This is a genomic window from Caballeronia temeraria (genome assembly GCF_001544795.2).
Lineage (GTDB): Bacteria > Pseudomonadota > Gammaproteobacteria > Burkholderiales > Burkholderiaceae > Caballeronia > Caballeronia temeraria.
Genome location: NZ_FCOI02000016.1, coordinates 68,013 through 91,172 on the forward strand (window position 1 = coordinate 68,013; position 23,160 = coordinate 91,172).

General features: G+C 64.9%; 25 protein-coding genes. 12 read left to right on the forward strand and 13 right to left on the reverse strand.

Going from position 1 to position 23,160, the window contains the following annotated elements; translation table 11 throughout:
- Positions 1-108 precede the first annotated feature (108 nt).
- The 4 genes from AWB76_RS22480 to lra1 are packed head-to-tail and all read left to right on the forward strand — an operon-like array spanning position 109 to position 4,209.
- On the forward strand, positions 109-870 hold the full coding sequence (locus AWB76_RS22480; protein ID WP_061162343.1) for an SDR family oxidoreductase: 762 nt from the start codon (positions 109-111) through the stop codon (positions 868-870).
- 21 nt (positions 871-891) lie between these two features.
- A complete protein-coding gene (locus AWB76_RS22485) occupies positions 892-2,214 on the forward strand; it encodes an MFS transporter (protein WP_061162344.1) in 1,323 nt (440 codons plus the stop codon).
- Positions 2,215-2,235: 21 nt separating this feature from the next.
- Positions 2,236-3,414: an L-rhamnonate dehydratase gene (rhmD, locus tag AWB76_RS22490; RefSeq protein WP_061162345.1), complete on the forward strand. Its 1,179-nt coding sequence runs from the start codon at positions 2,236-2,238 to the stop codon at positions 3,412-3,414.
- Between the two features lie 12 nt (positions 3,415-3,426).
- Positions 3,427-4,209, forward strand: a complete 783-nt coding sequence (gene lra1, locus AWB76_RS22495; RefSeq protein WP_061162346.1) for an L-rhamnose 1-dehydrogenase Lra1 — start codon at positions 3,427-3,429, stop codon at positions 4,207-4,209.
- On the opposite strand, the gene AWB76_RS22500 is transcribed toward lra1, so the two are convergent.
- Positions 4,203-5,171: a LysR family transcriptional regulator gene (locus AWB76_RS22500; RefSeq protein WP_061162434.1), complete on the reverse strand. Its 969-nt coding sequence runs from the start codon at positions 5,169-5,171 to the stop codon at positions 4,203-4,205. The two genes, lra1 and AWB76_RS22500, sit on opposite strands and share 7 nt — an antisense overlap.
- Before the next feature lie 163 nt (positions 5,172-5,334).
- Between AWB76_RS22500 and rhaM the strand changes: the two genes are divergently transcribed.
- The 6 genes from rhaM to rhaS are packed head-to-tail and all read left to right on the forward strand — an operon-like array spanning position 5,335 to position 11,192.
- Positions 5,335-5,649, forward strand: coding sequence for an L-rhamnose mutarotase (gene rhaM / locus AWB76_RS22505; RefSeq protein WP_061162347.1), 315 nt, complete (start codon positions 5,335-5,337; stop codon positions 5,647-5,649).
- A 31-nt stretch (positions 5,650-5,680) separates the two neighbouring features.
- Positions 5,681-6,565 carry an amidohydrolase family protein gene (locus tag AWB76_RS22510; RefSeq protein ID WP_061162348.1) on the forward strand — a complete coding sequence of 295 codons (885 nt, stop codon included), beginning with the start codon at positions 5,681-5,683 and terminating at the stop codon, positions 6,563-6,565.
- 12 nt (positions 6,566-6,577) lie between these two features.
- Positions 6,578-8,089: a sugar ABC transporter ATP-binding protein gene (locus tag AWB76_RS22515; protein ID WP_061162349.1), complete on the forward strand. Its 1,512-nt coding sequence runs from the start codon at positions 6,578-6,580 to the stop codon at positions 8,087-8,089.
- The gene (locus AWB76_RS22520; RefSeq protein ID WP_061162435.1) at positions 8,089-9,129 is read left to right on the forward strand and encodes an ABC transporter permease; all 1,041 of its coding nucleotides are present in this window, start codon (positions 8,089-8,091) and stop codon (positions 9,127-9,129) included. Before AWB76_RS22515 ends, AWB76_RS22520 begins: the two co-directional genes overlap by 1 nt.
- On the forward strand, positions 9,122-10,126 hold the full coding sequence (locus AWB76_RS22525) for an ABC transporter permease (protein WP_061162350.1): 1,005 nt from the start codon (positions 9,122-9,124) through the stop codon (positions 10,124-10,126). Before AWB76_RS22520 ends, AWB76_RS22525 begins: the two co-directional genes overlap by 8 nt.
- 52 nt (positions 10,127-10,178) lie before the next feature.
- Positions 10,179-11,192, forward strand: a complete 1,014-nt coding sequence (gene rhaS, locus AWB76_RS22530; RefSeq protein ID WP_061162436.1) for a rhamnose ABC transporter substrate-binding protein — start codon at positions 10,179-10,181, stop codon at positions 11,190-11,192.
- 438 nt (positions 11,193-11,630) lie between these two features.
- Here rhaS and AWB76_RS22535 read toward each other — a convergent pair whose 3' ends face one another.
- The 7 genes from AWB76_RS22535 to AWB76_RS22565 all read right to left on the reverse strand — a co-directional run bounded on the left by AWB76_RS22535 (position 11,631) and on the right by AWB76_RS22565 (position 17,363).
- The gene (locus tag AWB76_RS22535) at positions 11,631-12,236 is read right to left on the reverse strand and encodes a copper-binding protein (RefSeq protein ID WP_061162351.1); all 606 of its coding nucleotides are present in this window, start codon (positions 12,234-12,236) and stop codon (positions 11,631-11,633) included.
- A 48-nt stretch (positions 12,237-12,284) separates the two neighbouring features.
- Positions 12,285-12,689: a helix-turn-helix domain-containing protein gene (locus AWB76_RS22540; RefSeq protein ID WP_061162352.1), complete on the reverse strand. Its 405-nt coding sequence runs from the start codon at positions 12,687-12,689 to the stop codon at positions 12,285-12,287.
- 517 nt (positions 12,690-13,206) lie between these two features.
- On the reverse strand, positions 13,207-13,461 hold the full coding sequence (locus AWB76_RS22545) for an H-NS family nucleoid-associated regulatory protein (protein WP_374729942.1): 255 nt from the start codon (positions 13,459-13,461) through the stop codon (positions 13,207-13,209).
- Between the two features lie 446 nt (positions 13,462-13,907).
- Positions 13,908-14,153 carry a hypothetical protein gene (locus AWB76_RS22550; RefSeq protein WP_061162437.1) on the reverse strand — a complete coding sequence of 82 codons (246 nt, stop codon included), beginning with the start codon at positions 14,151-14,153 and terminating at the stop codon, positions 13,908-13,910.
- A gap of 240 nt (positions 14,154-14,393) precedes the next feature.
- On the reverse strand, positions 14,394-15,389 hold the full coding sequence (locus tag AWB76_RS22555; RefSeq protein ID WP_061162438.1) for an LLM class flavin-dependent oxidoreductase: 996 nt from the start codon (positions 15,387-15,389) through the stop codon (positions 14,394-14,396).
- Positions 15,390-15,517: 128 nt separating this feature from the next.
- Positions 15,518-16,330: a phosphate/phosphite/phosphonate ABC transporter substrate-binding protein gene (locus AWB76_RS22560; protein WP_061162354.1), complete on the reverse strand. Its 813-nt coding sequence runs from the start codon at positions 16,328-16,330 to the stop codon at positions 15,518-15,520.
- A gap of 25 nt (positions 16,331-16,355) precedes the next feature.
- Positions 16,356-17,363 (reverse strand): fatty acid desaturase, encoded by a 1,008-nt coding sequence (locus AWB76_RS22565; RefSeq protein WP_061162355.1) that lies wholly within the window; start codon positions 17,361-17,363, stop codon positions 16,356-16,358.
- A gap of 180 nt (positions 17,364-17,543) precedes the next feature.
- Here AWB76_RS22565 and AWB76_RS22570 point away from each other — a divergent pair, with 180 nt between their 5' ends.
- Both AWB76_RS22570 and AWB76_RS22575 read left to right on the forward strand, forming a co-directional pair.
- Complete coding sequence (locus AWB76_RS22570) at positions 17,544-18,611, forward strand: HoxN/HupN/NixA family nickel/cobalt transporter (RefSeq protein WP_061162356.1); 1,068 nt, start codon at positions 17,544-17,546, stop codon at positions 18,609-18,611.
- Between the two features lie 80 nt (positions 18,612-18,691).
- Positions 18,692-19,549, forward strand: a complete 858-nt coding sequence (locus AWB76_RS22575; protein WP_061162357.1) for a formate/nitrite transporter family protein — start codon at positions 18,692-18,694, stop codon at positions 19,547-19,549.
- A 13-nt stretch (positions 19,550-19,562) separates the two neighbouring features.
- On the opposite strand, the gene AWB76_RS22580 is transcribed toward AWB76_RS22575, so the two are convergent.
- The 5 genes from AWB76_RS22580 to AWB76_RS22600 all read right to left on the reverse strand — a co-directional run bounded on the left by AWB76_RS22580 (position 19,563) and on the right by AWB76_RS22600 (position 23,160).
- Positions 19,563-19,889 (reverse strand): hypothetical protein, encoded by a 327-nt coding sequence (locus AWB76_RS22580; RefSeq protein ID WP_061162358.1) that lies wholly within the window; start codon positions 19,887-19,889, stop codon positions 19,563-19,565.
- A gap of 167 nt (positions 19,890-20,056) precedes the next feature.
- Positions 20,057-20,362 carry a hypothetical protein gene (locus tag AWB76_RS22585; RefSeq protein ID WP_061162359.1) on the reverse strand — a complete coding sequence of 102 codons (306 nt, stop codon included), beginning with the start codon at positions 20,360-20,362 and terminating at the stop codon, positions 20,057-20,059.
- Between the two features lie 297 nt (positions 20,363-20,659).
- Entirely contained in the window at positions 20,660-20,950 is a 291-nt protein-coding gene (locus tag AWB76_RS22590; RefSeq protein WP_061162360.1) for a hypothetical protein, read from the reverse strand.
- Positions 20,951-20,962: 12 nt separating this feature from the next.
- Positions 20,963-21,328, reverse strand: a complete 366-nt coding sequence (locus tag AWB76_RS22595) for a hypothetical protein (protein WP_061162361.1) — start codon at positions 21,326-21,328, stop codon at positions 20,963-20,965.
- 128 nt (positions 21,329-21,456) lie between these two features.
- Positions 21,457-23,160 carry a peptidoglycan D,D-transpeptidase FtsI family protein gene (locus tag AWB76_RS22600; RefSeq protein WP_061162362.1) on the reverse strand — a complete coding sequence of 568 codons (1,704 nt, stop codon included), beginning with the start codon at positions 23,158-23,160 and terminating at the stop codon, positions 21,457-21,459.

Consider the following 23,160-nt stretch of genomic DNA (forward strand, 5'->3'; position numbering starts at 1 on the left):
TGCTATCGAACGATCGCCCTTTCGAATTGTTGCGCTATTGGCTCGGGACTATAGTGCCTCTCACGGCATGACCCAATCAAAGCAACGACAACGAAAGGAGACGAACTCATGAATCGTATCGACCTGGCGAATCGCGTCGTGGCCATCACGGGCGGCGCGCGCGGCATCGGTCTCGCGGTGGCGCAGCGCGCGCTCGAATCCGGCGCCGACGTCGCCCTTTGGGACGTCGACGGCGAGCGTCTCGCGCGCACGAGCGCCGAACTCTCGTCGAAGTTCAAGGAGCGCAAGGTCAGCGATGCGGTCGTCGAGCTGACCGAGGAATTGTCCGTCGATGCCGCCGTGAACAAGACGCTCGCCGCGCACGGCAAGATCGACGTGCTCGTCAACAACGCGGGCATCACCGGCGGCAACGGCGCGACCTGGGAACTCGCGCCGGACGTGTGGCGCCGGGTCATCGACGTCAATCTGATCGGTCCGTATCTCACCTGCCGCGCCGTCGTGCCGCACATGCTGAAGGCGGGTTACGGGCGCATCGTCAATATTGCGTCGATCGCGGGCAAGGAAGGCAATCCGAACGCGTCGCACTACAGCGCGTCGAAAGCCGGGCTGATCGGGCTCACGAAGTCGCTCGGCAAGGAGCTCGCGGGCAAAAACATCCTCGTGAACGCCGTCACGCCCGCGGCCGCCAAGACCGAAATCTTCGATTCGATGTCGCAGCAGCACATCGACTACATGCTCTCCAAGATTCCGATGAACCGCTTCCTGATGCCGGAGGAAGCCGCGTCGCTGATTCTCTGGCTCTCGTCCGAGGACTGCGCGTTCAGCACGGGCGCGGTGTTCGATCTGTCGGGCGGACGCGCGACGTACTGATCGCGCCATCGGGAGAATCACATGAACCATTCCGCACAGTCGGAAGGCGCCGTCACGTCCCGCGTGATGCGCCGGCTGCTGCCGTTCCTCCTGCTCATGTACGTGCTCGCGTTTCTGGATCGCGCGAATATCGGCTTTGCGCAAAAGGCGTTGCAGCAGGACACCGGCTTGACGAACGCCGCGTTCGCTTTCGGCGCGGGCGTGTTTTTCGTCGGCTATGCGATCTTCGAGGTGCCGAGCAATCTGCTGTTGCATCGCGTCGGCGCAAAGCTGTGGATGTGCCGGATCATGGTGACCTGGGGCCTCGTGTCCGCCGCAATGTCCTTCGCGCATAACGCCACCACGTTCTACACGTTGCGCTTTTTGCTCGGCGTGGCGGAGGCGGGCTTCTTTCCGGGCATCGTCTATTACCTGACGCGCTGGTTTCCGCAATCGTCGCGCGCGCGTGCGCTCGGCGTGTTCTATTTCGGCGCGCCGCTCGCGTTCATCTTCGGGGCGCCGCTGTCCGGGCTGCTGCTCGATCTGCACGGTGCTTTCGGTTTGAAGGGCTGGCAATGGCTCTTTCTCGTCGAAGGACTGCTCGCGTCGATCGTCGGCGTATGGGCGTTCTGGTATCTCGACGACGATCCCGCGAAAGCCCGATGGCTCACGCAGGATCAGCGCGCGCTGCTCGTCAGCCGTCTCGACGACGATGCGCGCGCCGCGTCGTCGCACGGGCCGCGCAGCGTGCTGGCATCGCTCGTCGATACGCGCGTGCTCGTGCTCTGCTGCGTGTACTTCCTGATTCAGGCGGCGGTGTACGGCGTCGTCTTCTATCTGCCGCAACAGGTGTCGGCGCTGCTCGGCACGAAAGTCGGCTTTCGCGTCGGGCTCGTGACGGCGCTGCCGTGGATCGCCGCCGTCATCGTCACGTGGATCGTGCCGCGTTATGCCGATCGCACCGGGCGGCATCGCGTTTGCGCGATCGCGCTGCTCGCGATGTCGGGCGTCGCGATCGCGGTGTCGGGACTCGCGGGCTCGCCGGCCGTATCGCTCATCGCGCTGTGCTGCGCCGCGAGCGGCTTCATCGCCGCGCAGCCGCTCTTCTGGACCTTCCCGACGCGTTATCTCACGGGCGCGGCCGCCGCGGCGGGCATCGCGCTCATCAATTCGCTCGGCGGACTCGGCGGGTTCTTCGCGCCGATGGCCCGCACCGCCGCCGAAGCCGCGTTTCATTCGACGAGCGCCGGGCTCATGGTGCTGGCAGGGGCGAGCGTGCTCGCGGCGCTCGTCATCGTCGTGCTGGTGCGCGTGCCGGGCCGCATCGAACACGACCATCTTGCCGATGCCGCGAAGGCATCCTGAACAGAGACGGAGACAAAAAACATGTCCATGCCGACCATCAAGCAAGTGCGCGCCTTCACCGTTCGCGGCGGCGGCGCCGATTATCACGATCAGGGCGCCGATCACTGGATCGACGATCACATCGCCACGCCGATGGCCCGCTATCCCGAATATCGCGCGAGCCGTCAGTCGTTCGGGCTGAACGTGCTCGGCTCGCTCGTCGTCGAGATCGAGGCGAGCGACGGCACGGTCGGCTTCGCGGTGACGACGGGCGGCGAGATCGGCGCGTTCATCGTCGAGAAGCATCTGGCGCGCTTTCTCGAAGGCCAGCGCGTGACCGACATCGAAAAAATGTGGGATCAGATGTACAACGCGACACTTTATTACGGACGCAAGGGCATCGTGCTCAACGCGATTTCGGGCGTCGATCTCGCGCTGTGGGACCTGCTCGCGAAAGTGCGCAAGGAGCCGGTGTTCCATCTGCTCGGCGGACCCGTGCGCGACGAGTTGCAGTTCTATGCGACCGGCGCGCGTCCCGATCTCGCGAAGGAAATGGGTTTCATCGGCGGCAAGATGCCGTTGCAGCACGGCCCGGCGGAAGGCGAGGAAGGGCTGCACAAGAACATCGCGAAGCTCGCGGACATGCGCGCGAAAGTCGGCGACGATTTCTGGCTGATGTTCGACTGCTGGATGAGCCTCGATCTGAATTACGCGAAGCGTCTCGCGAACGCGGCGCGCGAGCACGGCCTGAAGTGGATCGAAGAAGCGCTGCCGCCCGACGACTACTGGGGCTATGCCGAACTGCGCCGTTGTGTGCCGAGCGGCATGATGGTGACGACCGGCGAGCACGAAGCGACGCGCTGGGGTTTTCGCATGCTCTTCGAGATGGGCTGCGCGGATCTCGTGCAGCCGGATGTCGGCTGGTGCGGCGGCATCACCGAGCTCATCAAGATTTCAGCGCTCGCGGATGCGCATAACGTGCTCGTCGTGCCGCATGGTTCGTCGGTGTACAGCTATCACTTCGTCGTGACGCGCCACAACTCGCCGTTCGCCGAGTTCCTGATGATGGCGCCGAAGGCCGATCAGGTCGTGCCGATGTTCACGCCCTTGCTGCTCGACGAGCCCGTGCCGGTGAACGGCCGCATGAAGGTGCCGGAAACGCCGGGTTTCGGCGTGCGGCTCAATCCCGAATGCGCGTTGACGCGGCCTTACACCCACTGAAGGGGGCATCGCATGCTGCTGGAAAACAAGGTCGTCGTGGTGACGGGCGGCTCGCGCGGCATCGGCCGTGCGATCGCGCTCGCGAGCGCCCGCGAAGGCGCCGATGTCGCGATCAACTACTGGCGCGACAACGATCAGTCTTACGGGAAGGCGTCGGCGGTGGAATCGATCGTCGGCGAGATCGAGGCGCTCGGGCGGCGCGCGATCGCCGTCGAAGGCAATGTGGCCGAGCGCGGCACGGGCATCGAGCTGATCCGGCGTACGGTCGAGGCGTTCGGCCACGTGGACGTGCTGTCGAGCAACGCGGGCATCTGTCCGTTTCACGCGTTTCTCGACATGCCGCCTTCCGTCTACGAAACGACCGTCGCCGTGAATCTGAACGGCGCGTTCTACGTGACGCAGGCGGCCGCGAACCAGATGAAGGCGCAGGGCACGGGCGGCGCGATCGTCGCGACGAGTTCGATCAGCGCGCTCGTCGGCGGCGGCATGCAGACGCACTACACGCCGACCAAGGCGGGCGTGCATTCGCTGATGCAGTCCTGCGCGATCGCGCTCGGGCCGTACGGCATTCGCTGCAATTCGGTGATGCCGGGCACGATCGCGACGGACCTCAATGCCGACGATCTCGCCGACGAAGCAAAGCGCGCCTATATGGAAAAACGCATTCCGCTGGGCCGGCTGGGCAATCCGGACGATGTCGCGCAGTGCGTCGTGTTCCTCGCCTCCGACCGCGCGCGTTATGTGACGGGCGCGTCCTTGCTCGTCGACGGCGGGCTCTTCGTCAATCTTCAGTAACGGGCCACGGCCGAGTACTTGCGCAACAGCGCGATGAAGTATTCGGCCGGTTCGCTCAACGTCTCGAACTTGCGCCGCAGCAGCCCGAATCCCGACAGGCTCTTGCCGATTTCGATCGGCAATTCGATCAGCAATTGCGCGCGCAGATAGTCGCGCACGACGGATTCCGGCAGCATCGCCACTGCTTCGCTGTTTTGCAGCAGTTGCAGCGTCGCGAAGATCGACGCGCATTCCACGATATCCGCCGGCGTCGTCAATCCCGCGCGCGCGAGTTCGTCTTCGAAAAGGCCGCGCGCGGGGCTCGTGATCGGCTGCAAAATCCACGGCCAGCCGACCAGCATCTTGAGCGTGACTTCCGTCTTTCCCGCGAGCGGATGCCCGGCGCGCACGACGAGCCGCATCGCCTCGCGCGCGAGCGGCTCGAAGTCGAAATCGTTGTGCTGCAACGGCGTCGTGAGGCGCCCGAGCGCGAGATCGACTTCGCGACGATGCAGCAACTGCACGACCTGATCGCTCGTCTCGCCGAGAATGCGCACGTTCAAGAGCGGCCGCTCGGATTTCAGTTCGGTGACGGCCATCGCGAGCACGTCGGGCGCGGCGCCCATGATCGCGCCGACCGTCAGTTGACCGTGACCGCCGCGGCGCTTCGCGTCGAGATCGTCGGCGAAACGCGTCAGGTCCGCGAGCGAGCGGCGCGCATAGGCGAGCGCGGCGGTGCCGAGCGGCGTCGGCTGCATGCCGCGCGCATTGCGCTCGAACAGCAGAAAGCCGAACGCTTCCTCGATATCCGCGAGCATGCGGCTCGCGCTCGGCTGCGCGACGTTGATCGCCTCGGCGGCCTGATGCAGGTTGCGCGCGTCGTCGAGCGCGACGAGCAGCGCCAGATGCTTGAACTTCAGCCGATTCACCAGCGCATTCGGCGAAATGCTGGACGACACACTGTGGGACACGTTCTGATTCATTCGACAGTCCGCTTTGAACCGCGCGATGATACGGCGCAGCGATACGTTTTTGCGATCGGCCAATCCTGCAATCGGATTGTCGTGTTATCGGTCGGCGAATTATAGTCGCAGCACAACGAGTCCCGAACACAGGGATTCACCAATCAGAAGAAGGCGGCTCGCCATGGAGACAGTGGCATTTCGCATGACCCTGAAGCCGGGCATGCGCGAGGAATACGAGAAGCGCCATCGGGAGATCTGGCCGGAACTGGCCGATGCGCTGCGCGACGCGGGCATCCGCGATTACCGGATTTTTCTGGACGAATCGACCGGGCATCTCTTCGCCATTCATCAGCGCATGGATACGCAGACGACCGATGCATTGCCGTCGCTGCCGATCATGCGCAAGTGGTGGGACTTCATGGCCGAACTAATGGAGACGCACGCGGACAACGCGCCCGTGACGACGCCGCTCGTGCCGGTCTTTCATCTTCCCTGAAACGTTCGCCTCTTTCGCGAGGAACGCCATCATGCAGGTCGTCGATCCGCACATTCATCTGTGGGACTTGAAGACGCATCATTACCCGTGGCTTGCGAATCCGCAGACCTCGTTCGTCGGCGATGCGCGCGATCTGCGGCACGACTATCTGCTCGCCGATCTGCTGCGCGATGCCGAAGATATCGACGTGCTGAAACTCGTGCACGTCGATGCGAATCACGATCCCGCCGATCCGGTCGAGGAAACGCGCTGGCTTCAATCGATCGCGGACAAGGACGGCATGCCGAACGGCATCGTCGCGGGCGCGGATCTGTCGGCGGATAACGCGCCCGCCGTGCTCGAAGCGCATGCGGCGTTCGCCAACACGCGCGGCATCCGCCAGATTCTCAACGTGCACGACGACAAGCTCTACGACTATGTCGGGCGTCACTTCATGCGCGAGCCGCAATGGCGCAGGCACTTCGCGTTGCTGAAACGCTTCGGCATGTCGTTCGATCTGCAGCTTTATCCGTCGCAGATGGAAGAGGCCGCGCAACTCGCGCGCGAGCATGCGGATACGCAGTTCATCGTCAATCACGCGGGCATGTTCGTCGACCGGAATTCGACGCAGGGTTATCGCGCGTGGCGCGACGGCATGCGCCTGCTGGCCGCGTGCCCGAACGTCGCGGTGAAGCTGAGCGGCTTCGCGATGTTCGATCACGACTGGACCATCGAGAGCCTGCGTCCTTACGTGCACGAGACCATCGATACGTTCGGCGTCGAGCGCGCGATGTTCGCCTCGAACTTTCCGGTGGATCGGCTCTTCGGCACCTATACGGCCTTGTGGAATGCGTATGCGCGGATCGTCGCCGATGCGAGCGACAGCGATAAGAACGCGCTCTTCGTGCGCAATGCGGAGCGGATTTACCGCATCTAAGGAGACACGAGAATGACGCCAAGACTCGAACTGAGAGGCGCAAGCAAGTCGTTCGGCCGCGTGCGCGCGCTCGGCGACGGCAGCCTGCAACTCTTTCCCGGCGAAGTGCACGCGCTGCTCGGCGAAAACGGCGCGGGCAAATCGACGCTCGTGAAGCTGCTCGCGGGCGTGTATCGGCCGGATGCGGGCGAATTGCTCGTCGAAGGCGAGGCGCGACGCTTCGCCAATCCCGCCGAAGCGCGCGACGCGGGCATCGCCGTGATCTATCAGGAGCCGACGCTTTTCGCCGATCTGTCCATTGCCGAAAACATTTATATGGGCCGGCAGCCGCGCGACCGCTTCGGGCGCATTCGCTACGACGAGATGCACCGCGAAGTCGATGCGCTGCTGGCGTCGCTCGGCGTGAATCTGCGCGCGCAGCGGCTCGTGCGCGGGCTGTCGATCGCGGATCAGCAGGTCGTGGAGATCGCGAAGGCGCTGTCGCTCGATGCAAACGTGCTCATCATGGACGAGCCGACCGCCGCGCTGTCGCTGCCCGAAGTCGAACGGCTTTTCGCGATCGTGCGCGCATTGCGCGAGCGCGACGTGGCGATCCTTTTCATCACGCATCGTCTCGATGAAGTGTTCGCGCTGACGCAACGCATGACGATCATGCGCGACGGCATGAAGGTCTACGACGCGTTCACCGAGGACATGAGCATCGATGCGATCGTGAGCAAGATGGTCGGCCGCGATCTCGACACGTTCTATCCGAAAGCCGATGTCGCGCCCGGCGACGTGCGTCTCTCGGTGCGCAATCTGACGCGCGAAGGCGTGTTCCGAAACATTTCCTTCGATGTGCGCGCGGGCGAGATCGTCGCGCTCGCGGGGCTCGTCGGCGCGGGACGCAGCGAAGTCGCGCGCGCGATTTTCGGCATCGATCCGGTCGATGGCGGCGAGGTGAAGATCGCCGGCAAGAAGCTCGCGCTGGGCCATCCGGCGGCGGCGGTGCGCGCGGGACTCGCGCTCGTGCCGGAGGATCGTCGCGCGCAAGGACTGGCGCTGGAATTGAGCATTGCGCGCAATGCGTCGCTGACCGTGCTCGGAAGATTGATGCGCCACGGGCTCATCACGGCGAAAAGCGAATCGACGCTCGCCGCCGGCTGGGGCAAACGCCTGCGTCTCAAAGCCGCCGATCTCGACGCGCCCGTCGGCACGCTGTCGGGCGGCAATCAGCAGAAGGTCGTGCTCGGCAAATGGCTCGCGACGAACCCGAAGGTGCTCATCATCGATGAACCGACGCGTGGCATCGACGTGGGCGCGAAGGCGGAGGTGTATCGCACGCTCGCGGAACTCGTGAAGGAGGGCATGGCCGTGCTGATGATTTCGAGCGAGCTACCCGAAGTGCTCGGCATGGCCGATCGCGTGCTCGTGATGCACGAAGGCCGCATCAGCGCGGATATCGCGCGCGCCGATGCGAACGAGGAACGGGTGATGAGCGCCGCGTTGGGTGCATCGCCGCAAGCACTGGGACGCGCAGCATGATGACACGACATTCTCCGACGCTACCCGCGATGCCGCCGGCCGAAACCAAGCGCGAGAGTCTCGCGGTCACGATCGCGAAGAGCCGCGAGCTGACGCTTTTCATCGTGCTGCTCGTGCTGATCGGCGCGACGGCGGCAGTGAAGCCCGACTTCCTCAACTTGCAGAATCTGCGCGACGTGCTGCTCAATGTCTCGATCATCGGCTTGCTGACGGCGGGCATGACGATCGTGATGCTGATGCGGCATATCGATCTGTCGGTCGCTTCGACGGTCGGCGTGAGCGCGTATGCGGTCGGCAGCCTCTTCGTGATATTCCCGCATATGCCGGTGATCGTCGCGATGCTGGCGGGCATCGGCGTCGGCGTTGTGATTGGCGCGGTGAACGGCGCGCTCGTCACGTTCGGGCGCGTGCCTTCGCTCGTCGCGACATTATCGACGCTCTATATCGTGCGCGGCGCGGATTACGCGTGGGTCCACGGCGGCCAGATCAACGCGACGAGCCTGCCCGACGCGTTCGCGTCCATCGCGACGGGCTCGCTCCTCGGCGTGCCGAATCTCGTGCTGATCGCGCTGGCCGTGCTGATCGCGTTGTCGGTGTATCTGAAGCACTATCGCGGCGGGCGCGAGCATTACGCGATCGGCTCGAATCCCGAGGCCGCGCGTCTCGCGGGCATTCGCGTGGATCGCCGCGTGATGATCGGCTTCCTGCTGTCCGGCGCGATCGCGGGGCTTGCGGGCGTGCTGTGGCTCGCGCGCTTCGGCACCGTCGATGCCAGCACGGCCAAGGGCATCGAACTGCAAGTGGTGGCGGCGGCGGTGGTCGGCAGCGTCGCGATCACGGGCGGCGTCGGGACCATCGCCGGCGCGACGCTCGGCGCGCTCGTGCTCGGCGTCATCAACATCGCACTGGTGGTGTTGCGCGTGTCGCCGTTCTGGCAACAGGCGATTCAAGGCGCGCTGATCGTCGCGGCGATCGCGCTCGATACCTTGCTCGCGCGGTCCGTCGCGCGCCGCATGATGAGGAAACGCGATCATGGCTAAACCCGATTCCGCACTGTCCACCGCGAAGCGTCGCCATCTGCAATGGGAAGCGATGCTCGCGATCGTGCTCGTCGTGTCGCTCGTCGCGGGGCGCGTGCTGTCGCCGCTGTTTCTATCGGCGGCGAACATCTCGAACATGCTCGCCGACTTCACCGAGATCGCGCTGATCGCGTTGCCGATGACGCTCATCATCGTCGCGGCGGAGATCGATCTATCGGTGGCGTCGGTGCTCGGCGCATCGAGCGCGCTGATGGGCGTGCTCTGGCACATGGGTCTGCCGATGCCGCTCGTGATCGTGCTCGTGCTCGTGTTCGGCACGCTCGCGGGCCTGCTCAACGGCCTCGTGATCGTGCGCTTCAACCTGCCTTCGCTCGCAGTGACGATCGGCACGCTCGCGCTCTTTCGCGGTCTCGCGTACGTGCTGCTCGGCGATCAGGCGATCGCGGATTTTCCCGCGTCGTACACGGCGTTCGGCATCAACACGGTCGGCGACACGTTCCTGCCGATGCCCTTCGTCCTGGTCATCGCAGGCGCGCTCGTCTTCACGGTATTGCTGCAGGCGACGCCATTCGGCCGCAGCCTCTTTGCGATCGGCGCGAATCCGACGGCGGCGCAGTTCTCCGGCATCGATGTCGCGAAGACGAAGCTGAAGCTCTTCATGATGTCGGGCGCGATGGCGGCGCTCGCGGGCATCGTCTATACGCTGCGCTTCACGAGCGCGCGCGGCGACAACGGCGAGGGCTTCGAGCTGTCGGTGATCGCGGCGGTGCTCTTCGGCGGCGTGAGCATCTTCGGCGGACGCGGCTCGATGATCGGCGTGCTGCTGTCGCTCGTCATCATCGGCGTGCTGCGCAATGCGCTGACGCTCGCGGATGTATCGAGCGAAACGCTGACCATCGTGACGGGCGCGCTGTTGCTCTCGTCGGTGCTGATACCGAATCTCGTCGCGCGCTGGCGGGCGGCGCGCGAGAAGCGTCTGATGGCGCAGACGCCTTGATGTTCGTAGTTAACCAGCGCAGCCAATGCGCAATGACAGGAGACATGCCAACATGAACAAACCTCATCGATTCCTGCGCGGCCCGGCGCTGGCCGCGGCCTTTCTCGCCGCGACCGTCGCGCTCTCCGCGAGCGCCGCCGACATCAAGAGCGGCCTGAAGATCGCCTTCCTGCCGAAGCAGATCAACAACCCGTACGAAGTGATCGCCGACGACGGCGGCATGGCCGCGATCAAGGAGTTCAAGGGCGATGGCAAGGTCGTCGGTCCATCGGATGCGGGCGCGTCGTCGCAGGTGAGCTATATCAACACGCTCATCACGCAGCGGCAGAACGCGATCGTGATCGCGGCGAACGACGCCAACGCGGTCGTGCCGTATCTGAAGAAGGCGATGTTGCAGGGCATCAAGGTCGTCACGTTCGATTCCGACACCGCGCCCGATGGCCGGCAGATCTTCGTCAATCAGGCCGATTCGGAAGCGATCGGGCGCGGGCAGATTCAGTTGCTGTCGAAGCTGATCGGCGGCGAGGGCGAATTCGCGATTCTTTCGGCGACGCCCAACGCGACGAACCAGAACACCTGGATCAAGTGGATGCAGGAGGAACTGAAGAAGCCCGAGTATTCGAAGATGAAGCTCGTGAAGATCGCCTACGGCAATGACGACGATCAGAAGTCTTTCGTCGAGACGCAGGGCTTGCTGCAGGCGTATCCGAACCTGAAGGGTATCGTTGCGCCGACATCGGTCGGAATCGCGGCGGCGGCGCGTTATATCTCGAGCTCGCCGGCGAAGGGCAAGGTCGTCGTAACGGGTCTCGGCACGCCGAACCAGATGCGCGCGTTCGTGAAGAACGGCACGGTCAAGGCGTTCCAGTTGTGGGATCCGGGTCAGTTGGGTTATCTGGCGGCGTTCGCGGCGGCCAATCTCGCATCGGGGACGATCACCGGCAAGGAAGGCGATTCGTTCGAGGCGGGGAAACTGGGCAAGCGTACGGTCGGCAAGAGCGGGGAAGTGATTCTCGGACCGCCGACGACCTTCGATGCGGCGAATATCGATAACTTCAATTTCTGAGGCAGCGATTGCCGGACCTGAGAGGATGACGACGCGCCCTTCGGGGCGTTTCGTTTTTTCAGCGATTGCCTTGTTGCCTTGTTGCCGCGTTGCCGATGCTCGGCGGAAAAGCCTTTCCGATCACGGAGTTGCGCCGATGCTCATATGGCTGTCCACAAGGCTCTCCACGGAAACTGTGAATATGTATTGGGTGCGGTGCATGAGGCCGTGAGGGTGGGGCCGACTCCGAACCCACGAATCAACCGCGCCGCGATCGCGTAGATTCGGACTTTCCGTGTTCAGTCCGGATCGAGCCTGCTGCACACTGTCTCTTGCAGCGAGTCACTCATCGACCGTCCTGCGTCTCAAGGTTGCCCCGCCTCGTGCGGGGCTTTTTTCGCGCTCTGATCCAGCGCCCCGCGACTGGCAGCGCTGGCCCACCATCCGCATCCATCGCGATCACTTGATCGGCTGGCCGCCCCGCATCACCTGCACGGCCGTCGCCGATTCAAACCGGGCGTGCACCATATCGCCCGCCTTCAACCCGGCGAGCGATACATCCGGCGCGGCCTGAAGCGTCACTGTCCGGTTCGGTCCGCGCAACGTCACAAGCCGCTTTTTCGTGTCGACGCGCTCAATGGTGCCGATCACCTCGACAACGCGCGCCTGCGCCGCCACACCGCCCGATGCGGGAATCGTCGCTTCAGTATCGATGCGCTCGCGAATGCCGTTGGATTTGACCTTCGTCGCGGCCACGAGCAGCGCGCTGCGATAGTCGATGTTCACGATATCGCCGAGCTGGAGCTTCTTGACATCGCCGACTTCGGGTCTCACCGCGACTTCGACGACGCGCCCGGACGGCCCTTGCAGCGACACGCTATTGGTCGTCGGATCGATGCCGACCACACGCGCCTGCACTTGCGCGATCGCCGCCGCGCCGCGCGCCGTCGGTTCCGACGCGGCGTCCTGCGCGGACGCGCTTCCGATCGCGCCGGCAGCAAGCGCGAAACACGCGGCCGCAATGGCGATCGGACGTTGCAAAGCTTGAGATGACGAGCGGAACATGCCTTGCCTCCTTGTTTTCAAGTTGTTCCAGTCAGCATGCAAACGCGCTCAACGGCGCGATTTCGACAACAAGTGTCCCAGTCCGAGATTCGTAGCGATCTGCCAGATATACACGCGCGAGTAACGCACGCCATAGCGCCGTTCGATCAGTTCGCGCAGGCGCGCATTGGTCCACGTATCGCTCTCGAAACCGTGCTCGCGCGCCGAGCCGCGAAGCGCGGCGGCGATCCAGTCGAGCGCCTCCCGATCCAGTACCGACGCGCGTCCGCCGACGCCCATCCGTCCGAGCGCGTCCAGACCGCCCTCGGTGACGATCGCCTTGTAGCGCCGCACCGTCTGCACCGACAGATGCAAATGCTCGGCCACGGCCTCGACCGACGCGCCATCGAGCAGCATGCGCCCGGCCGTCATGCGTCGCACGACGCTCGGCAGTGTGTCGGGGCGGGAGAGCATGGCGCGCGCCGCTCGATCGTTAGGATTGCGTGAGGTCGATCGGGGCGTCAGGCGCCACTGCGCGAACCGGAGCCGACGTCCGCGCCGGTCGTTGCGATTGAGCGACGAGTGCAACGTTGCGGCGTCCGTATGGGTTCATGCGTGCCCCCTTGTCGAATGGAGACGGCGGGACTTGATCGGGCGTGCTTGACGTGAGGCCGATGCGCGGCTCGTCCGGGCGAGCCGACTTACAAGAAAGTATCAATAAACGTTTTCAGGCTCGATGGGCAACCATCGGCGAAAATTTTTTGGGCTTGATAAATCTCAGTGAATTGCCTATGAACGCTGCCGATTAGCAGCGATCACGCGAGGGGCAACGCACCGGGCGCGACGCGGCGCGTAATACCGCACGCGTCCGTTTCAACACCGATGCGTCTGCAGTTCGGGCACGCCATTCGTATGCGCCGTGCAGACGTGATCCGCCGCGAGCGGCTCGCGGCCGGTCGTGGCGCGTCGCGGCCAATGGCCGGCGACGTCCTCAGACGCGATAGAACTCGATGTCCTGCCCGGCGTGCACCGCACGCTTGAGCCACTCGGGCATATCGCCGAGGCCGTCCCACGTGTCGCCATTCGCGTTTCGGAAGATCGGCGCTCCGCCTTCCGCCGAATGCGGTATCAAGGGCAATTGCGGCATCGGCCGCTTTGCCTTCGGCGCGCCATGAGCCCCGTTGGTCTTGGTAAAGGAAGGTGGCGGCGGATTCTCCGCCGGCGCTTCGGCCAATGCTTCGGCCAACGCTCCTTCCGTAATGCCGAACTCGACCATTCGGCTGCGCAAATACGCAATGATGCTGTCTCGCTTTCTTTCGTCCACGGCTTTCCTGATTCAGCTTTTTGATTTTCAAAGGACGAACCGATACCCCGCGCGGACCGGGGCGGTTCGATGACTTGAATATATGTGTTTTATGAAGCCTGACGCAGTGCATACCTCGCGTCAATTAGTGTATTTACCGCACGCTATTAATTCGCACAGCGACTTTGCCTCTTTAATGTGGGCTTTGCCACCAATACGACGGTTCGCCCGCCTGAGCATCGCCGTGACGGACGCGCGAAAGGGATGCGCGCGGAAAGTCACGCCGGGGAGCCACGAACCGATGGCGAGGCCCGCCGCCGGTGCTGCATGGTGGTCGAAAACCTCGCCTAACTCTATTGTATGCTGCTTGCGGCAACTATTAAAACGTTTTAACGACTGTGTTGCTCCCCCGGTAATTCCGCACCGTGCGCGCGAATGGCGGCAATCAGTTCCGCAGGCGTAATCTCATAACGCACTTCACGGTGAATGCCGGGTTTGCGCTCGTCGATTTCTATCAGCAGTACCGCTTTGCCGTCCGAAGCCGGCTCGAGGCGCAACGAACGCACTTCCTGTCCGCTGGCTTCGTCGTATTCCGTCAGGAGCGTCATGGCGCCGGTGGCGGCGCTTCTCGGCATCGACATTCTTCCTCCCGTCTTGCGACGTCATTGTTGTTGTTTCGCCGCGCCGACTACCGGCGTGCACGAATTCCGGGCGCGCGATGCGAAGTTTCGGCGTGGCGAATGAAGCAGACGCGAAGAGCGCCGCGGCCCGCGCCGCCCTCCGGTATCTCATTATTGCCTGTCAAAAGCGCGCGCGTAAAGCGGGAGACCTGTCGAAGCCTTGCGGCCCCTAATTTTTGTCGGTCGGACGCCCGTTCAGCTAGTTGAGCCGATGGCGTCCCGTGCCTGGCTCGCGAGCTCGAACGAGCGCAGACGCGCCGTGTGATCGAAGATCTGCGCCGTGATGATCAACTCGTCGGCCTGTGTCTGGTCGATCACCGAGCGCAGGCCGGCTTCGACATCGGCCGGCGCGCCAACCACCGAGCACGCAAGAGAATGCTCGACGCCCGCGCGTTCGGCCTCGCTCCACGCGATCGATTCGACCGGCGGCGGCAACGGTCCCGGCGTGCCGCGCCGCAGATTGATGAACTGCTGTTGCAGCGATGTGAAATGAAAGCGCGCTTCCTCGGCGGTATCGGCGGCGAAGACGTTCACGCCGACCATCGCGTAGGGCTTTTGCAGCGTCGCGGACGGACGGAACTGCTTGCGATACACCTCCAGCGCCGTCAGCAGATAATCCGGCGCGAAATGCGACGCAAACGCGAACGGCAGTCCGAGCGCGGCGGCTAACTGCGCCGAAAAGAGCGACGAGCCGAGCAGCCAGATCGGCACATGCAGGCCGGCGCCGGGCACGGCGCGCACACGCTGACCTTCGACCGGATCGGCGAAATAGCGCTGCAGCTCCACGACGTCGTCCGGGAACGATTCGGCGCTGCCGTGCAGGTCGCGGCGCAGCGCCCGCGCGGTGGTCTGGTCGGTGCCGGGCGCGCGTCCGAGCCCGAGATCGATGCGCCCCGGAAACAGGGACGCGAGCGTGCCGAACTGCTCGGCGATCACGAGCGGCGCGTGATTAGGCAGCATGATGCCGCCCGAGCCGACGCGAATCGTCGTCGTGCCCGCCGCGATATGGCCGATCACGACAGCCGTCGCCGCGCTGGCGATGCCCGTCATGTTGTGATGCTCGGCGAGCCAGTAGCGCAGATAGCCCCAGCGTTCGGCGTGCCGGGCGAGATCGAGTGAATGGGCGAAGGCATCGGCCGGCGTCGAGCCGAGCGGAACCGGAGAAAGGTCGAGTAGCGAGAAGGGGATCATTGCGGCATTCCGAAAGCGTGGCGGATCGCGATGCAGGCGCATCGCGCCGCTGCCACGCGCTGAAAAAACCGATTGTGCCGAAACTTCGGGGAATCTGCCGGATCGGGCGGGCGCGTTTCTGCGTTTGGTCAGCCGAGCCGTGGATAGCCGCGCGCGATGGCTTCGCGCTCGTAGTCGAGGATCGGCGCATAGTCCGCCTGCGTGCGCGTCACGACGCCTTTGAGCCGCAGGCGCGCCGCGAGCGCCGGTTCGCGATCGAGCGTATCGGCGAGGGCGTCGAATATGGGACGGATCGCGTCTTGCGGCACGCGCATCGACGCGATGAACGGCAGCCCGCTCGCGCTCGCGGTCGCGCCGAGCACACGCACGCCGGCCGTCAGTTCCGGCAGATGCGCTTGCGCGAACGCGAACGTGACGCAGTCGATGGCGGCGACGTCCGCGCGCGATTCGACGAGCGCGCGCAGCGATGCGAGATGCGCGCCGGTTTTCGTGACTGAAGCGAAAAACCGTCCGTCCCGCGCGGACGGAGCGACGGCATGCCGGAAGAGGTTCATGCCGCTGTTGGAATCGTCGTCGTTATAGGCGGCGCGCAGGCCGCGACAGGCGTCGATCGACCGTGCGTCGACATGCACGCCGGCCACGATCACGCTGCGATATGCGCCGTTTTCGCAGCCGGGCACGTCGAAATCGGGCGCGCCGACAACTCGCACCCGATCCGCGAGCGCATGCACGAGCGGATAGCCGCAGGTCTGCGACAGCAGCACATCGTCGCGCAGCCAGAAGGCGGTGAGGTCCGCGCCGGGATCGACGATATCGAGCGTATCACCGCGCGCGTCCAGCCAGTGTGCGAGACGTTCACGGACGCGCTCGAGCAGCGTGCGCCAGTCGGTGGCGAGCGCGGGCGCGACGTTGTACATCGGCAGGGCTGCGATCCAGTGCATGACGCGAATCGTACCGCGCGATGCGTCAGCTCGCGAGGCTGGCTGTATCGCGGCCGCGCGCGTTCCGGTTCCGGCTCGAAGGCGATTCCGGCGCGGCGAACGGATGCACCGGCTCCGCTGCCTGCGCGAAGGCGTGGCGGCTCGCCCATTCGCCGTATCCGCGCACGACGAAGCCGCCGTTGCTTGCGCGATAAGCGTCGCGATGGCGCGCATACAGTCGGCCGAGCGCGAACCACGGCAGACCGGGCAGATCGTGATGCACCGCGTGAAAATTATTGTTGAGAAAGAGCAGGCGCCACGGCCACGCGGCTTCGTTGACGACCGTGCGTTCGCTTTCCCGCTCCGCCGCGCGATGCTCCTGGAACGAGCGCACCGAAGCCAGCGCCAGCGACGCGTAACCGGCGCCGAACACGAACGCGCGCCACGGAATGCCGCAGCGCGTTTCCAGCCAGCTCGCGAGCAGCCCGAGCGACACGAGATGCACCGCCCAGCTCGCGACGATGCGCCAGCGCCGCTCGACGACGGCCTGCGCCGCTTCCCGCCACGACGCCGCGATCGAGAACCACGGCCCGATGAGCATGCGCCCGAGGAAGGTATTGCGCGCGGCCAGCGCGGCGCGCAGGACGGGACCGGCGCTCGCCCACTGTTCGGGCGTGACGTAATAGCTTTCGGGATCGCGGCCGGGCTCGGTCAGATACGCATTGTCGTGATGACGCAGATGCGACTCGCGATACACCTCGTAGGGAAACCACACCGCGAGCGGGGCGATGCCGAGCAGCATGTTGACGAGCGGCCAGCGCGTCGGATGGCCGTGCATCAACTCGTGTTGCAGCGACATGTACCAGCACGACAGCACCGCAAGCAGCGCGATGGCCGGCACGAGCCCGATCGCCCGTGCGTTGAGCGCGACGCCGAACCAGCCGCCGTAGATCGCGACGATCACCGCCCACGTCGGCCATTCGCTGCGCCAGCGCCAAGTGTTGCGCTGGCGCTGGATGTCCTGGCGTTGGGCGTCGTCGAGATAGCGGGGCATGGCGGACGTCGATAATGGCGAAGGGCCATCGTAGCGGCGCGTCCGGTTCGTCCCAACCAAGGAATCCGGCTAAGGATTCCGCGATCGGCGCAATAAGCATTCGTTCGCGCGGCGATCGATTATTGGCCACGCAGCCGCGCACGGTATGCTTTGTCCCTTCATCATCGCCTGCGCGCGCATATGACCGAACCGATCACGCCCGCTTCCGCGCCCAGTCCGGCGCATCGCGTCCTGCCGCGCAAATCCGCGCGTCTCATCGGCGGATTGATCGCTTTCAACGTGCTCGCGTGGCTCTGGGCGCTTCTCGCGTTCCGTCACTATCCGCTGCTGCTTGGCACGTCCTTGCTCGCGTATTCGCTCGGCTTGCGCCATGCCGTCGATGCCGACCACATCGCCGCCATCGACAACGTCACGCGCAAGCTGATGCACGAAGGCAAGCGCCCGCTCTTCGCCGGCTTCTTCTTCTCGCTCGGGCATTCGACGATCGTCGTCGCGGCCACCGCGCTCATCGCCGCAACCGCGATGGCCGTGCAGGGCCGGTTCGCCGGCTATCGCGAGATCGGCGGGATCATCGGCACGTCGGTGTCGTCGCTCTTCTTGTTCGCGATCGCCGCGATGAACCTCTTCGTGCTGCGCGGCGTGTGGCGCGCCTTCCGGCGCGTGCGCCGTGGCGAAGCCTGCCGCGACGAGGACATCGACCTGCTCGCGGCCGGCGGCGGTCCGCTCGCGCGCATCGCGCGGCCGCTCTTCAGGCTGATCGGCAAAAGCTGGCACATGTATCCGCTCGGCTTTCTGTTCGGCCTCGGCTTCGACACGGCGAGCGAAATCGGGCTGATGGGCATCGCGGCGGCCGAGGCGGCGCGCGGCATGCCGGTCTGGTCGATTCTCGTGTTTCCGGCGCTGTTCACGGCGGGCATGTCGCTCATCGATACCGTCGACAGCCTGCTCATGACCGGCGCCTACGGCTGGGCGTTCATGAAGCCGATACGCAAGCTCTACTACAACCTCACCGTCACGCTCGTGTCGGTGCTGATCGCGGTGCTGGTGGGCGGCATCGAGGCGCTCGGACTGATCGCGGACCGGCTGCAACTGAAGGGCGGACTGTGGGACGTGGCCGCGTCGCTCTCCGAGCACCTCGGGATGCTCGGCTACGGCATCGTCGCGATCTTCGTCGCGTGCTGGATCGTCTCCCTACTCATCTACAAGTGGCGCGGTTACGAGTCGCTCGACGGCGGCATCGTCCGTTAACCCGGGCATTCTTCCTGCTTGGCAGTTCCGCCAGCCGCTCATCCACATCCCGTATCGAGCGGCGTACAGGGAGAACGATCATGAACGAGCCGCAAGCCGGCGCGGACTCGCCGCACCTCGATAGCGCCGAGCAGGAGCAGGCCGCCGAGCATTCCGCGCCGCATCCGCTCGTCATCCACGAGATCGTGCGCGAGGAGGGCGAAGTCGCGATGGAGCGCACTTTCGCCGCGCTGATGTGGTCCGCGCTCGCCGCCGGGCTCTCGATGGGTTTTTCCTTTCTCGTCCAGTCGATTCTCGAAAGCGCGCTGCCGGAGACGCGCTGGCGCGGCCTGATATCGAGCTTCGGCTACACGATCGGCTTCGTCTTCGTGATTCTCGGGCGTCAGCAGCTCTTCACCGAAAGCACGCTGACGGCGGTGCTGCCCGTGCTCACGCGCCGCAATCTCACGACCTTGTTCAAGGCGCTGCGGGTCTGGGCGATCGTGCTGTTCTTCAACCTCGTCGGCACGACGATATTCGCAGGCATCCTGCAGATTCGAGGCGTGTTCTCGCCGGAAGTCAGCGAGGCGTTCGCCAAAGTCGCGATGACGCCGCTCTCCGCCGACTTCGGCGTGACCGTCGTGCGCGGCGTGTTCTCGGGCTGGCTCATCGCGCTGATGGTGTGGCTCTTGCCAAGCGCGCGCTCGGCGCGGCTCCTCACGGTCCTGCTCGTGACCTACACGGTCGCCGTGAGCAAGCTCACGCACGTGATCGCCGGATCGGTCGAAGCGGCGTACGCGGTGATGATCGGCGCGGCGGGCGTCTCCGACTACTTCTTCGTGTTCCTCGTGCCGACGTTCATCGGCAATGTGATCGGCGGCGTGTCGCTCGTCGCGATCATCAATCATGCGGCGATCGCGCCGGAAATCACGGGCGCGGCGCAGGATCGCCGCAACTAGACACGCGCGCGCATCACTTGTTGTTGCCCGCGCCGGTGCCGTACAGACCGTTGTTGAAGCCGCCGCTGCCGTCCGGCTTGTGATCCTTGCCGGCGGTGGCGGCGCGGCCCTGCGCGGCATCCTTCGATTGCGGCTTTTGCGATTCGACGAGCGCTGAACCCGATGGATTCGCGCGCGAAGTCGAATCCGACTGACGGTTGTCCTGACTCTGGGACCCGCCGCCGTTCGTGATCTGCGCGACGCCGTACGTGCTGAACGTCGCGACGAGGCCGGCGACGACCGCGTTCGCGAGCATCGGCCAGCGCATCTCGCGCGCGTGGTCGTGACGATGAATGAACATGAGAACTCCCGGCATGATCGAAAGACTAGCTTTCGAGCATGAACGGTGCCTGACGGCGCGGGCCGTGAATCGTCGAGTGTTCGATGATTCGTCGCACGCCCGGCTCGTCGCGAAACGCGGGCGTGAACGTAGGATTCGCGCCGTGGCGCGAGCGGCGAAAGCGGGGATTAGGCCGCTTTCGCCCAAAGCCTGTTGGTCGACCTCCTGCGGCTGCCTGAGCCGTCGCGCGGGCCGCTGTCGACCGTATCGAGCGCGATGCGCAGCGCCTCGATGCGTTGCTTCTGCGCCGGCACGAGCGCGTAGCCCTTCAGCACGGCCGTGAGCCGCTCGCGCCAGTACTCGACGTTGAGCGTGCCGGATGATTGCTTGTGCATCGTGCGGAGTTGCGCGACTGCGCGTTCGATATGCTGAAGCTCGACGTCCGCCATCGCCGAGGGCAGCAGGCTGCCCTTGGTCTCGGTCTTTTTCTTCATTTTTCTGGTCTTCCTCTCGGCCATGCGACACCCGGTCCGGACATCGGACGCGTGCGCCGTTCAGGCACCCCGTTCACCCGCGCATTTTTTTGTACGTCGGCGGGTGGCCCTTGCTCTTTTCTTCGGATGACCGACCGTTTCCCGTCTCAGCGGGTTGGATCGTTAGCAAAAATGTACGCAACGCGGGCCTGCTGGCTCCGTCTGTCATCGCACATTCATGTGAGAGCAACGCGGGAATTTCGATGTTGCGCCGCGCCAGGGCGGCGCGGGCCGATTGGAATCAACGCGAAACGATGCCTAGTCGTCGCTCGCGGCGCCCGCTTTTGCCGTGCGTTTGCCGCTGCGGCCGATCTGCTCTTCCATCGCGAGATCGAGCTTGCTGACCTTGCGAGGCTTGGCCGGATCGCGCGCATTGACGAACGCGACGAAGTCGTCCATGGGCATCGGATCGCAGAGTTTTTTCGAGCCTTCGGGCGAACGCTCGGCGAGATAGAAGTAACCGCCCGGCATCGATATGGCAGCGTAGTTCGCGTTGCCGCTGCGCGTCTTGAGCCGCTCCACGGCGCTGATGGCTTTGGTCGAGCGCATGTTCGTGCCTGCTTATTTCTGCGGTTCGTCGTGCGCGGTCGCGTCTGCCGGCGCGCATTTCTTGCCCGCGCCTTCGATCCACAGATTCGACGGATGACGCTCGCCCGGGTAGAACCGGTACGTGGTCTCGCCGTTGTCGTAACGGACCTTGATCACGTTCGAGTCGCCGAATTCGAGCATCACGCCTTGCGGAATGGACGTCTGCTGGTACTGGGCGTCGTGCTTTTTCGCTTCGCCGGCGATGCATTGCACGATGCCGTTCACCTTGTTCTCCGTCGACGACTTCTCGACTTCGGGTTGTCCCGCGTCTTCGTTATGAAACTGGGCGCAAGCGGCGAAAAGCACAGGCAACGCGAGCGCCGCGGCGAATTTTTTCATGGTGTTTCCCATTTGATTTGCTGGGTGCCGAACACGACATTAGAGCACAAGCCCTTTACAGACCGGTCAGGTTCGCGGGGATACGCACCGGTCGATGCAGCAAGGCCCGCGCCCGCATGCGCGCCCCGTCACGCGTCGGGCGGCACGCCGAGCAGCGGCAACGTCCCGCCGACAATGCCCGAAAACACCGGCCCGGCCACCGTGCCGCCGTAGTACGTGCCGCCCGTGGGCTCGTCGATCATGACGGCGACGATCACGCGCGGATCGCTCATCGGCGCGATGCCGACGAACGACGCGCGATACTTGTTCGCCGCATACGAACGCCCGACCTGCTTGCGCGCGGTGCCCGTCTTGCCGCCGACGCGATAGCCTTCGACTGCCGCCGCGCGTCCGGTGCCGTGGTCGCCCGTCGCGTTTTCGAGCATGTCGCGCACGGCTTTCGCGGTCGCGGGCTTCGTCACCTGTACGGATTCGCGGCGCGTTTCGCCGTGAATCAGCGTGGCGGGATGAAAGCGCCCGTCGCCGGCATACGCCGTGTAGATCTGCGCGATCTGCACGAGCGAGAGCGACAGGCCGTAGCCGTAGGCCATCGTCGCCTGCTCGATCGGCTTCCAGCGCTCGGGCGCGCGCAGCCGGCCGGTCGCGGCGCCGGGAAAGGTCAGTTCGGGCGCGCGGCCGATGCCGTATTCGCGGTACTTGTCCCAGATCGTCTGCGCGGGAATCTGCAGCGCGAGTTTCGTCAGCGCGACGTTGCTCGACATCTGCACCGCCTGCGCCACGGTGATGACGCCGTGGTTCGACGTGTCGTGAATCACGTTCGGGCCGAGCTTGAACGTGCCCGGCGATGTGTCGATGCGCGTGTCCGGCCGCACGCGGCCGAGATCGATCGACAGCGCGGCGACGAGCGGCTTGATCGTCGAGCCCGGTTCGAAGGTGTCGGTGAGCGCGCGGTTGCGCAACTGCTCGCCGGTGAGGCGCGAGCGGTCGTTCGGATCGAAGCTCGGATAATTGGCGAGCGCAAGCACTTCGCCGCTCTTCGCATCGAGCACGACGACGCTGCCCGCGCGCGCCTTGTGCTTCGCGATCGCCGCTTTCAGTTGCGAGTTCGCGAGCTGCTGGATGCGCCGGTCGATCGTCAGTTGAATGGTTTCGCCGTTCTGCGGCATGGCCGGCTCGCCGATCTGCGAGACGACGCGCCCGAGCCGGTCGCGGATCACTTCGCGCTGGCCGGCTGCGCCCGTGAGACGCGCATCGGCGGCAAGCTCGACGCCTTCCTGCCCGTGATCCTCGTTGTTCGTGAACCCGACGATATGCACCGCCGATTCGCCTTCGGGATAAAAACGCTTCGTGTCCGGTACGAGCGTGATGCCCGCGCGCCCGATCGTCGCGATGCGCTCGGCCGTTTCCGCTTCCACCTGACGTTTGAGCAGGACGAACGTGCGACTTCCGTCGATACGCCGCTGCAAGTCGCGTGGAGGCATGTCGAGCAGGCGCGCGATCTCGTTGCCGTGATCGCCGTCGAAGAGCTTCGGCGTCGCCCAGACTTCGTACGTCGCGAGGCTCACGGCGAGCATTGCGCCATTGCGATCGACGATGCGACCGCGCGTCGCGGAGAGCGCGAGCGTGCGCTGATAGCGCTTCTGACCTTCGCCGATATAGAACTTGTGGTCGATGACCTGCACCCACAGCGCGCGCCCCGCGAGCGCGAGAAACGCCGCCGTCACGCCGATCACGACGAGGCGCGAGCGCCATGCCGGCAGCGCTGTCGCCAGCACCGTGCTGCGGTGATGCGTCTGGAAATCGCTGCCGCCGCGTGTCTTCTTCTTGAACAT

Bases quoted from the DNA above. Each gene is read 5' to 3' on its own strand.
- AWB76_RS22480 (WP_061162343.1), top strand. From the start codon at position 109: ATGAATCGTATCGACCTGGCGAATCGCGTCGTGGCCATCACGGGCGGC.
- AWB76_RS22485 (WP_061162344.1), top strand. From the start codon at position 892: ATGAACCATTCCGCACAGTCGGAAGGCGCCGTCACGTCCCGCGTGATG.
- rhmD (WP_061162345.1), top strand. From the start codon at position 2,236: ATGTCCATGCCGACCATCAAGCAAGTGCGCGCCTTCACCGTTCGCGGC.
- lra1 (WP_061162346.1), top strand. From the start codon at position 3,427: ATGCTGCTGGAAAACAAGGTCGTCGTGGTGACGGGCGGCTCGCGCGGC.
- AWB76_RS22500 (WP_061162434.1), bottom strand. From the start codon at position 5,171: ATGAATCAGAACGTGTCCCACAGTGTGTCGTCCAGCATTTCGCCGAAT.
- rhaM (WP_061162347.1), top strand. From the start codon at position 5,335: ATGGAGACAGTGGCATTTCGCATGACCCTGAAGCCGGGCATGCGCGAG.
- AWB76_RS22510 (WP_061162348.1), top strand. From the start codon at position 5,681: ATGCAGGTCGTCGATCCGCACATTCATCTGTGGGACTTGAAGACGCAT.
- AWB76_RS22515 (WP_061162349.1), top strand. From the start codon at position 6,578: ATGACGCCAAGACTCGAACTGAGAGGCGCAAGCAAGTCGTTCGGCCGC.
- AWB76_RS22520 (WP_061162435.1), top strand. From the start codon at position 8,089: ATGACACGACATTCTCCGACGCTACCCGCGATGCCGCCGGCCGAAACC.
- AWB76_RS22525 (WP_061162350.1), top strand. From the start codon at position 9,122: ATGGCTAAACCCGATTCCGCACTGTCCACCGCGAAGCGTCGCCATCTG.
- rhaS (WP_061162436.1), top strand. From the start codon at position 10,179: ATGAACAAACCTCATCGATTCCTGCGCGGCCCGGCGCTGGCCGCGGCC.
- AWB76_RS22535 (WP_061162351.1), bottom strand. From the start codon at position 12,236: ATGTTCCGCTCGTCATCTCAAGCTTTGCAACGTCCGATCGCCATTGCG.
- AWB76_RS22540 (WP_061162352.1), bottom strand. From the start codon at position 12,689: ATGCTCTCCCGCCCCGACACACTGCCGAGCGTCGTGCGACGCATGACG.
- AWB76_RS22550 (WP_061162437.1), bottom strand. From the start codon at position 14,153: ATGCCGAGAAGCGCCGCCACCGGCGCCATGACGCTCCTGACGGAATAC.
- AWB76_RS22555 (WP_061162438.1), bottom strand. From the start codon at position 15,389: ATGATCCCCTTCTCGCTACTCGACCTTTCTCCGGTTCCGCTCGGCTCG.
- AWB76_RS22560 (WP_061162354.1), bottom strand. From the start codon at position 16,330: ATGCACTGGATCGCAGCCCTGCCGATGTACAACGTCGCGCCCGCGCTC.
- AWB76_RS22565 (WP_061162355.1), bottom strand. From the start codon at position 17,363: ATGCCCCGCTATCTCGACGACGCCCAACGCCAGGACATCCAGCGCCAG.
- AWB76_RS22570 (WP_061162356.1), top strand. From the start codon at position 17,544: ATGACCGAACCGATCACGCCCGCTTCCGCGCCCAGTCCGGCGCATCGC.
- AWB76_RS22575 (WP_061162357.1), top strand. From the start codon at position 18,692: ATGAACGAGCCGCAAGCCGGCGCGGACTCGCCGCACCTCGATAGCGCC.
- AWB76_RS22580 (WP_061162358.1), bottom strand. From the start codon at position 19,889: ATGTTCATTCATCGTCACGACCACGCGCGCGAGATGCGCTGGCCGATG.
- AWB76_RS22585 (WP_061162359.1), bottom strand. From the start codon at position 20,362: ATGAAGAAAAAGACCGAGACCAAGGGCAGCCTGCTGCCCTCGGCGATG.
- AWB76_RS22590 (WP_061162360.1), bottom strand. From the start codon at position 20,950: ATGCGCTCGACCAAAGCCATCAGCGCCGTGGAGCGGCTCAAGACGCGC.
- AWB76_RS22595 (WP_061162361.1), bottom strand. From the start codon at position 21,328: ATGAAAAAATTCGCCGCGGCGCTCGCGTTGCCTGTGCTTTTCGCCGCT.
- AWB76_RS22600 (WP_061162362.1), bottom strand. From the start codon at position 23,160: ATGTTCAAGAAGAAGACACGCGGCGGCAGCGATTTCCAGACGCATCAC.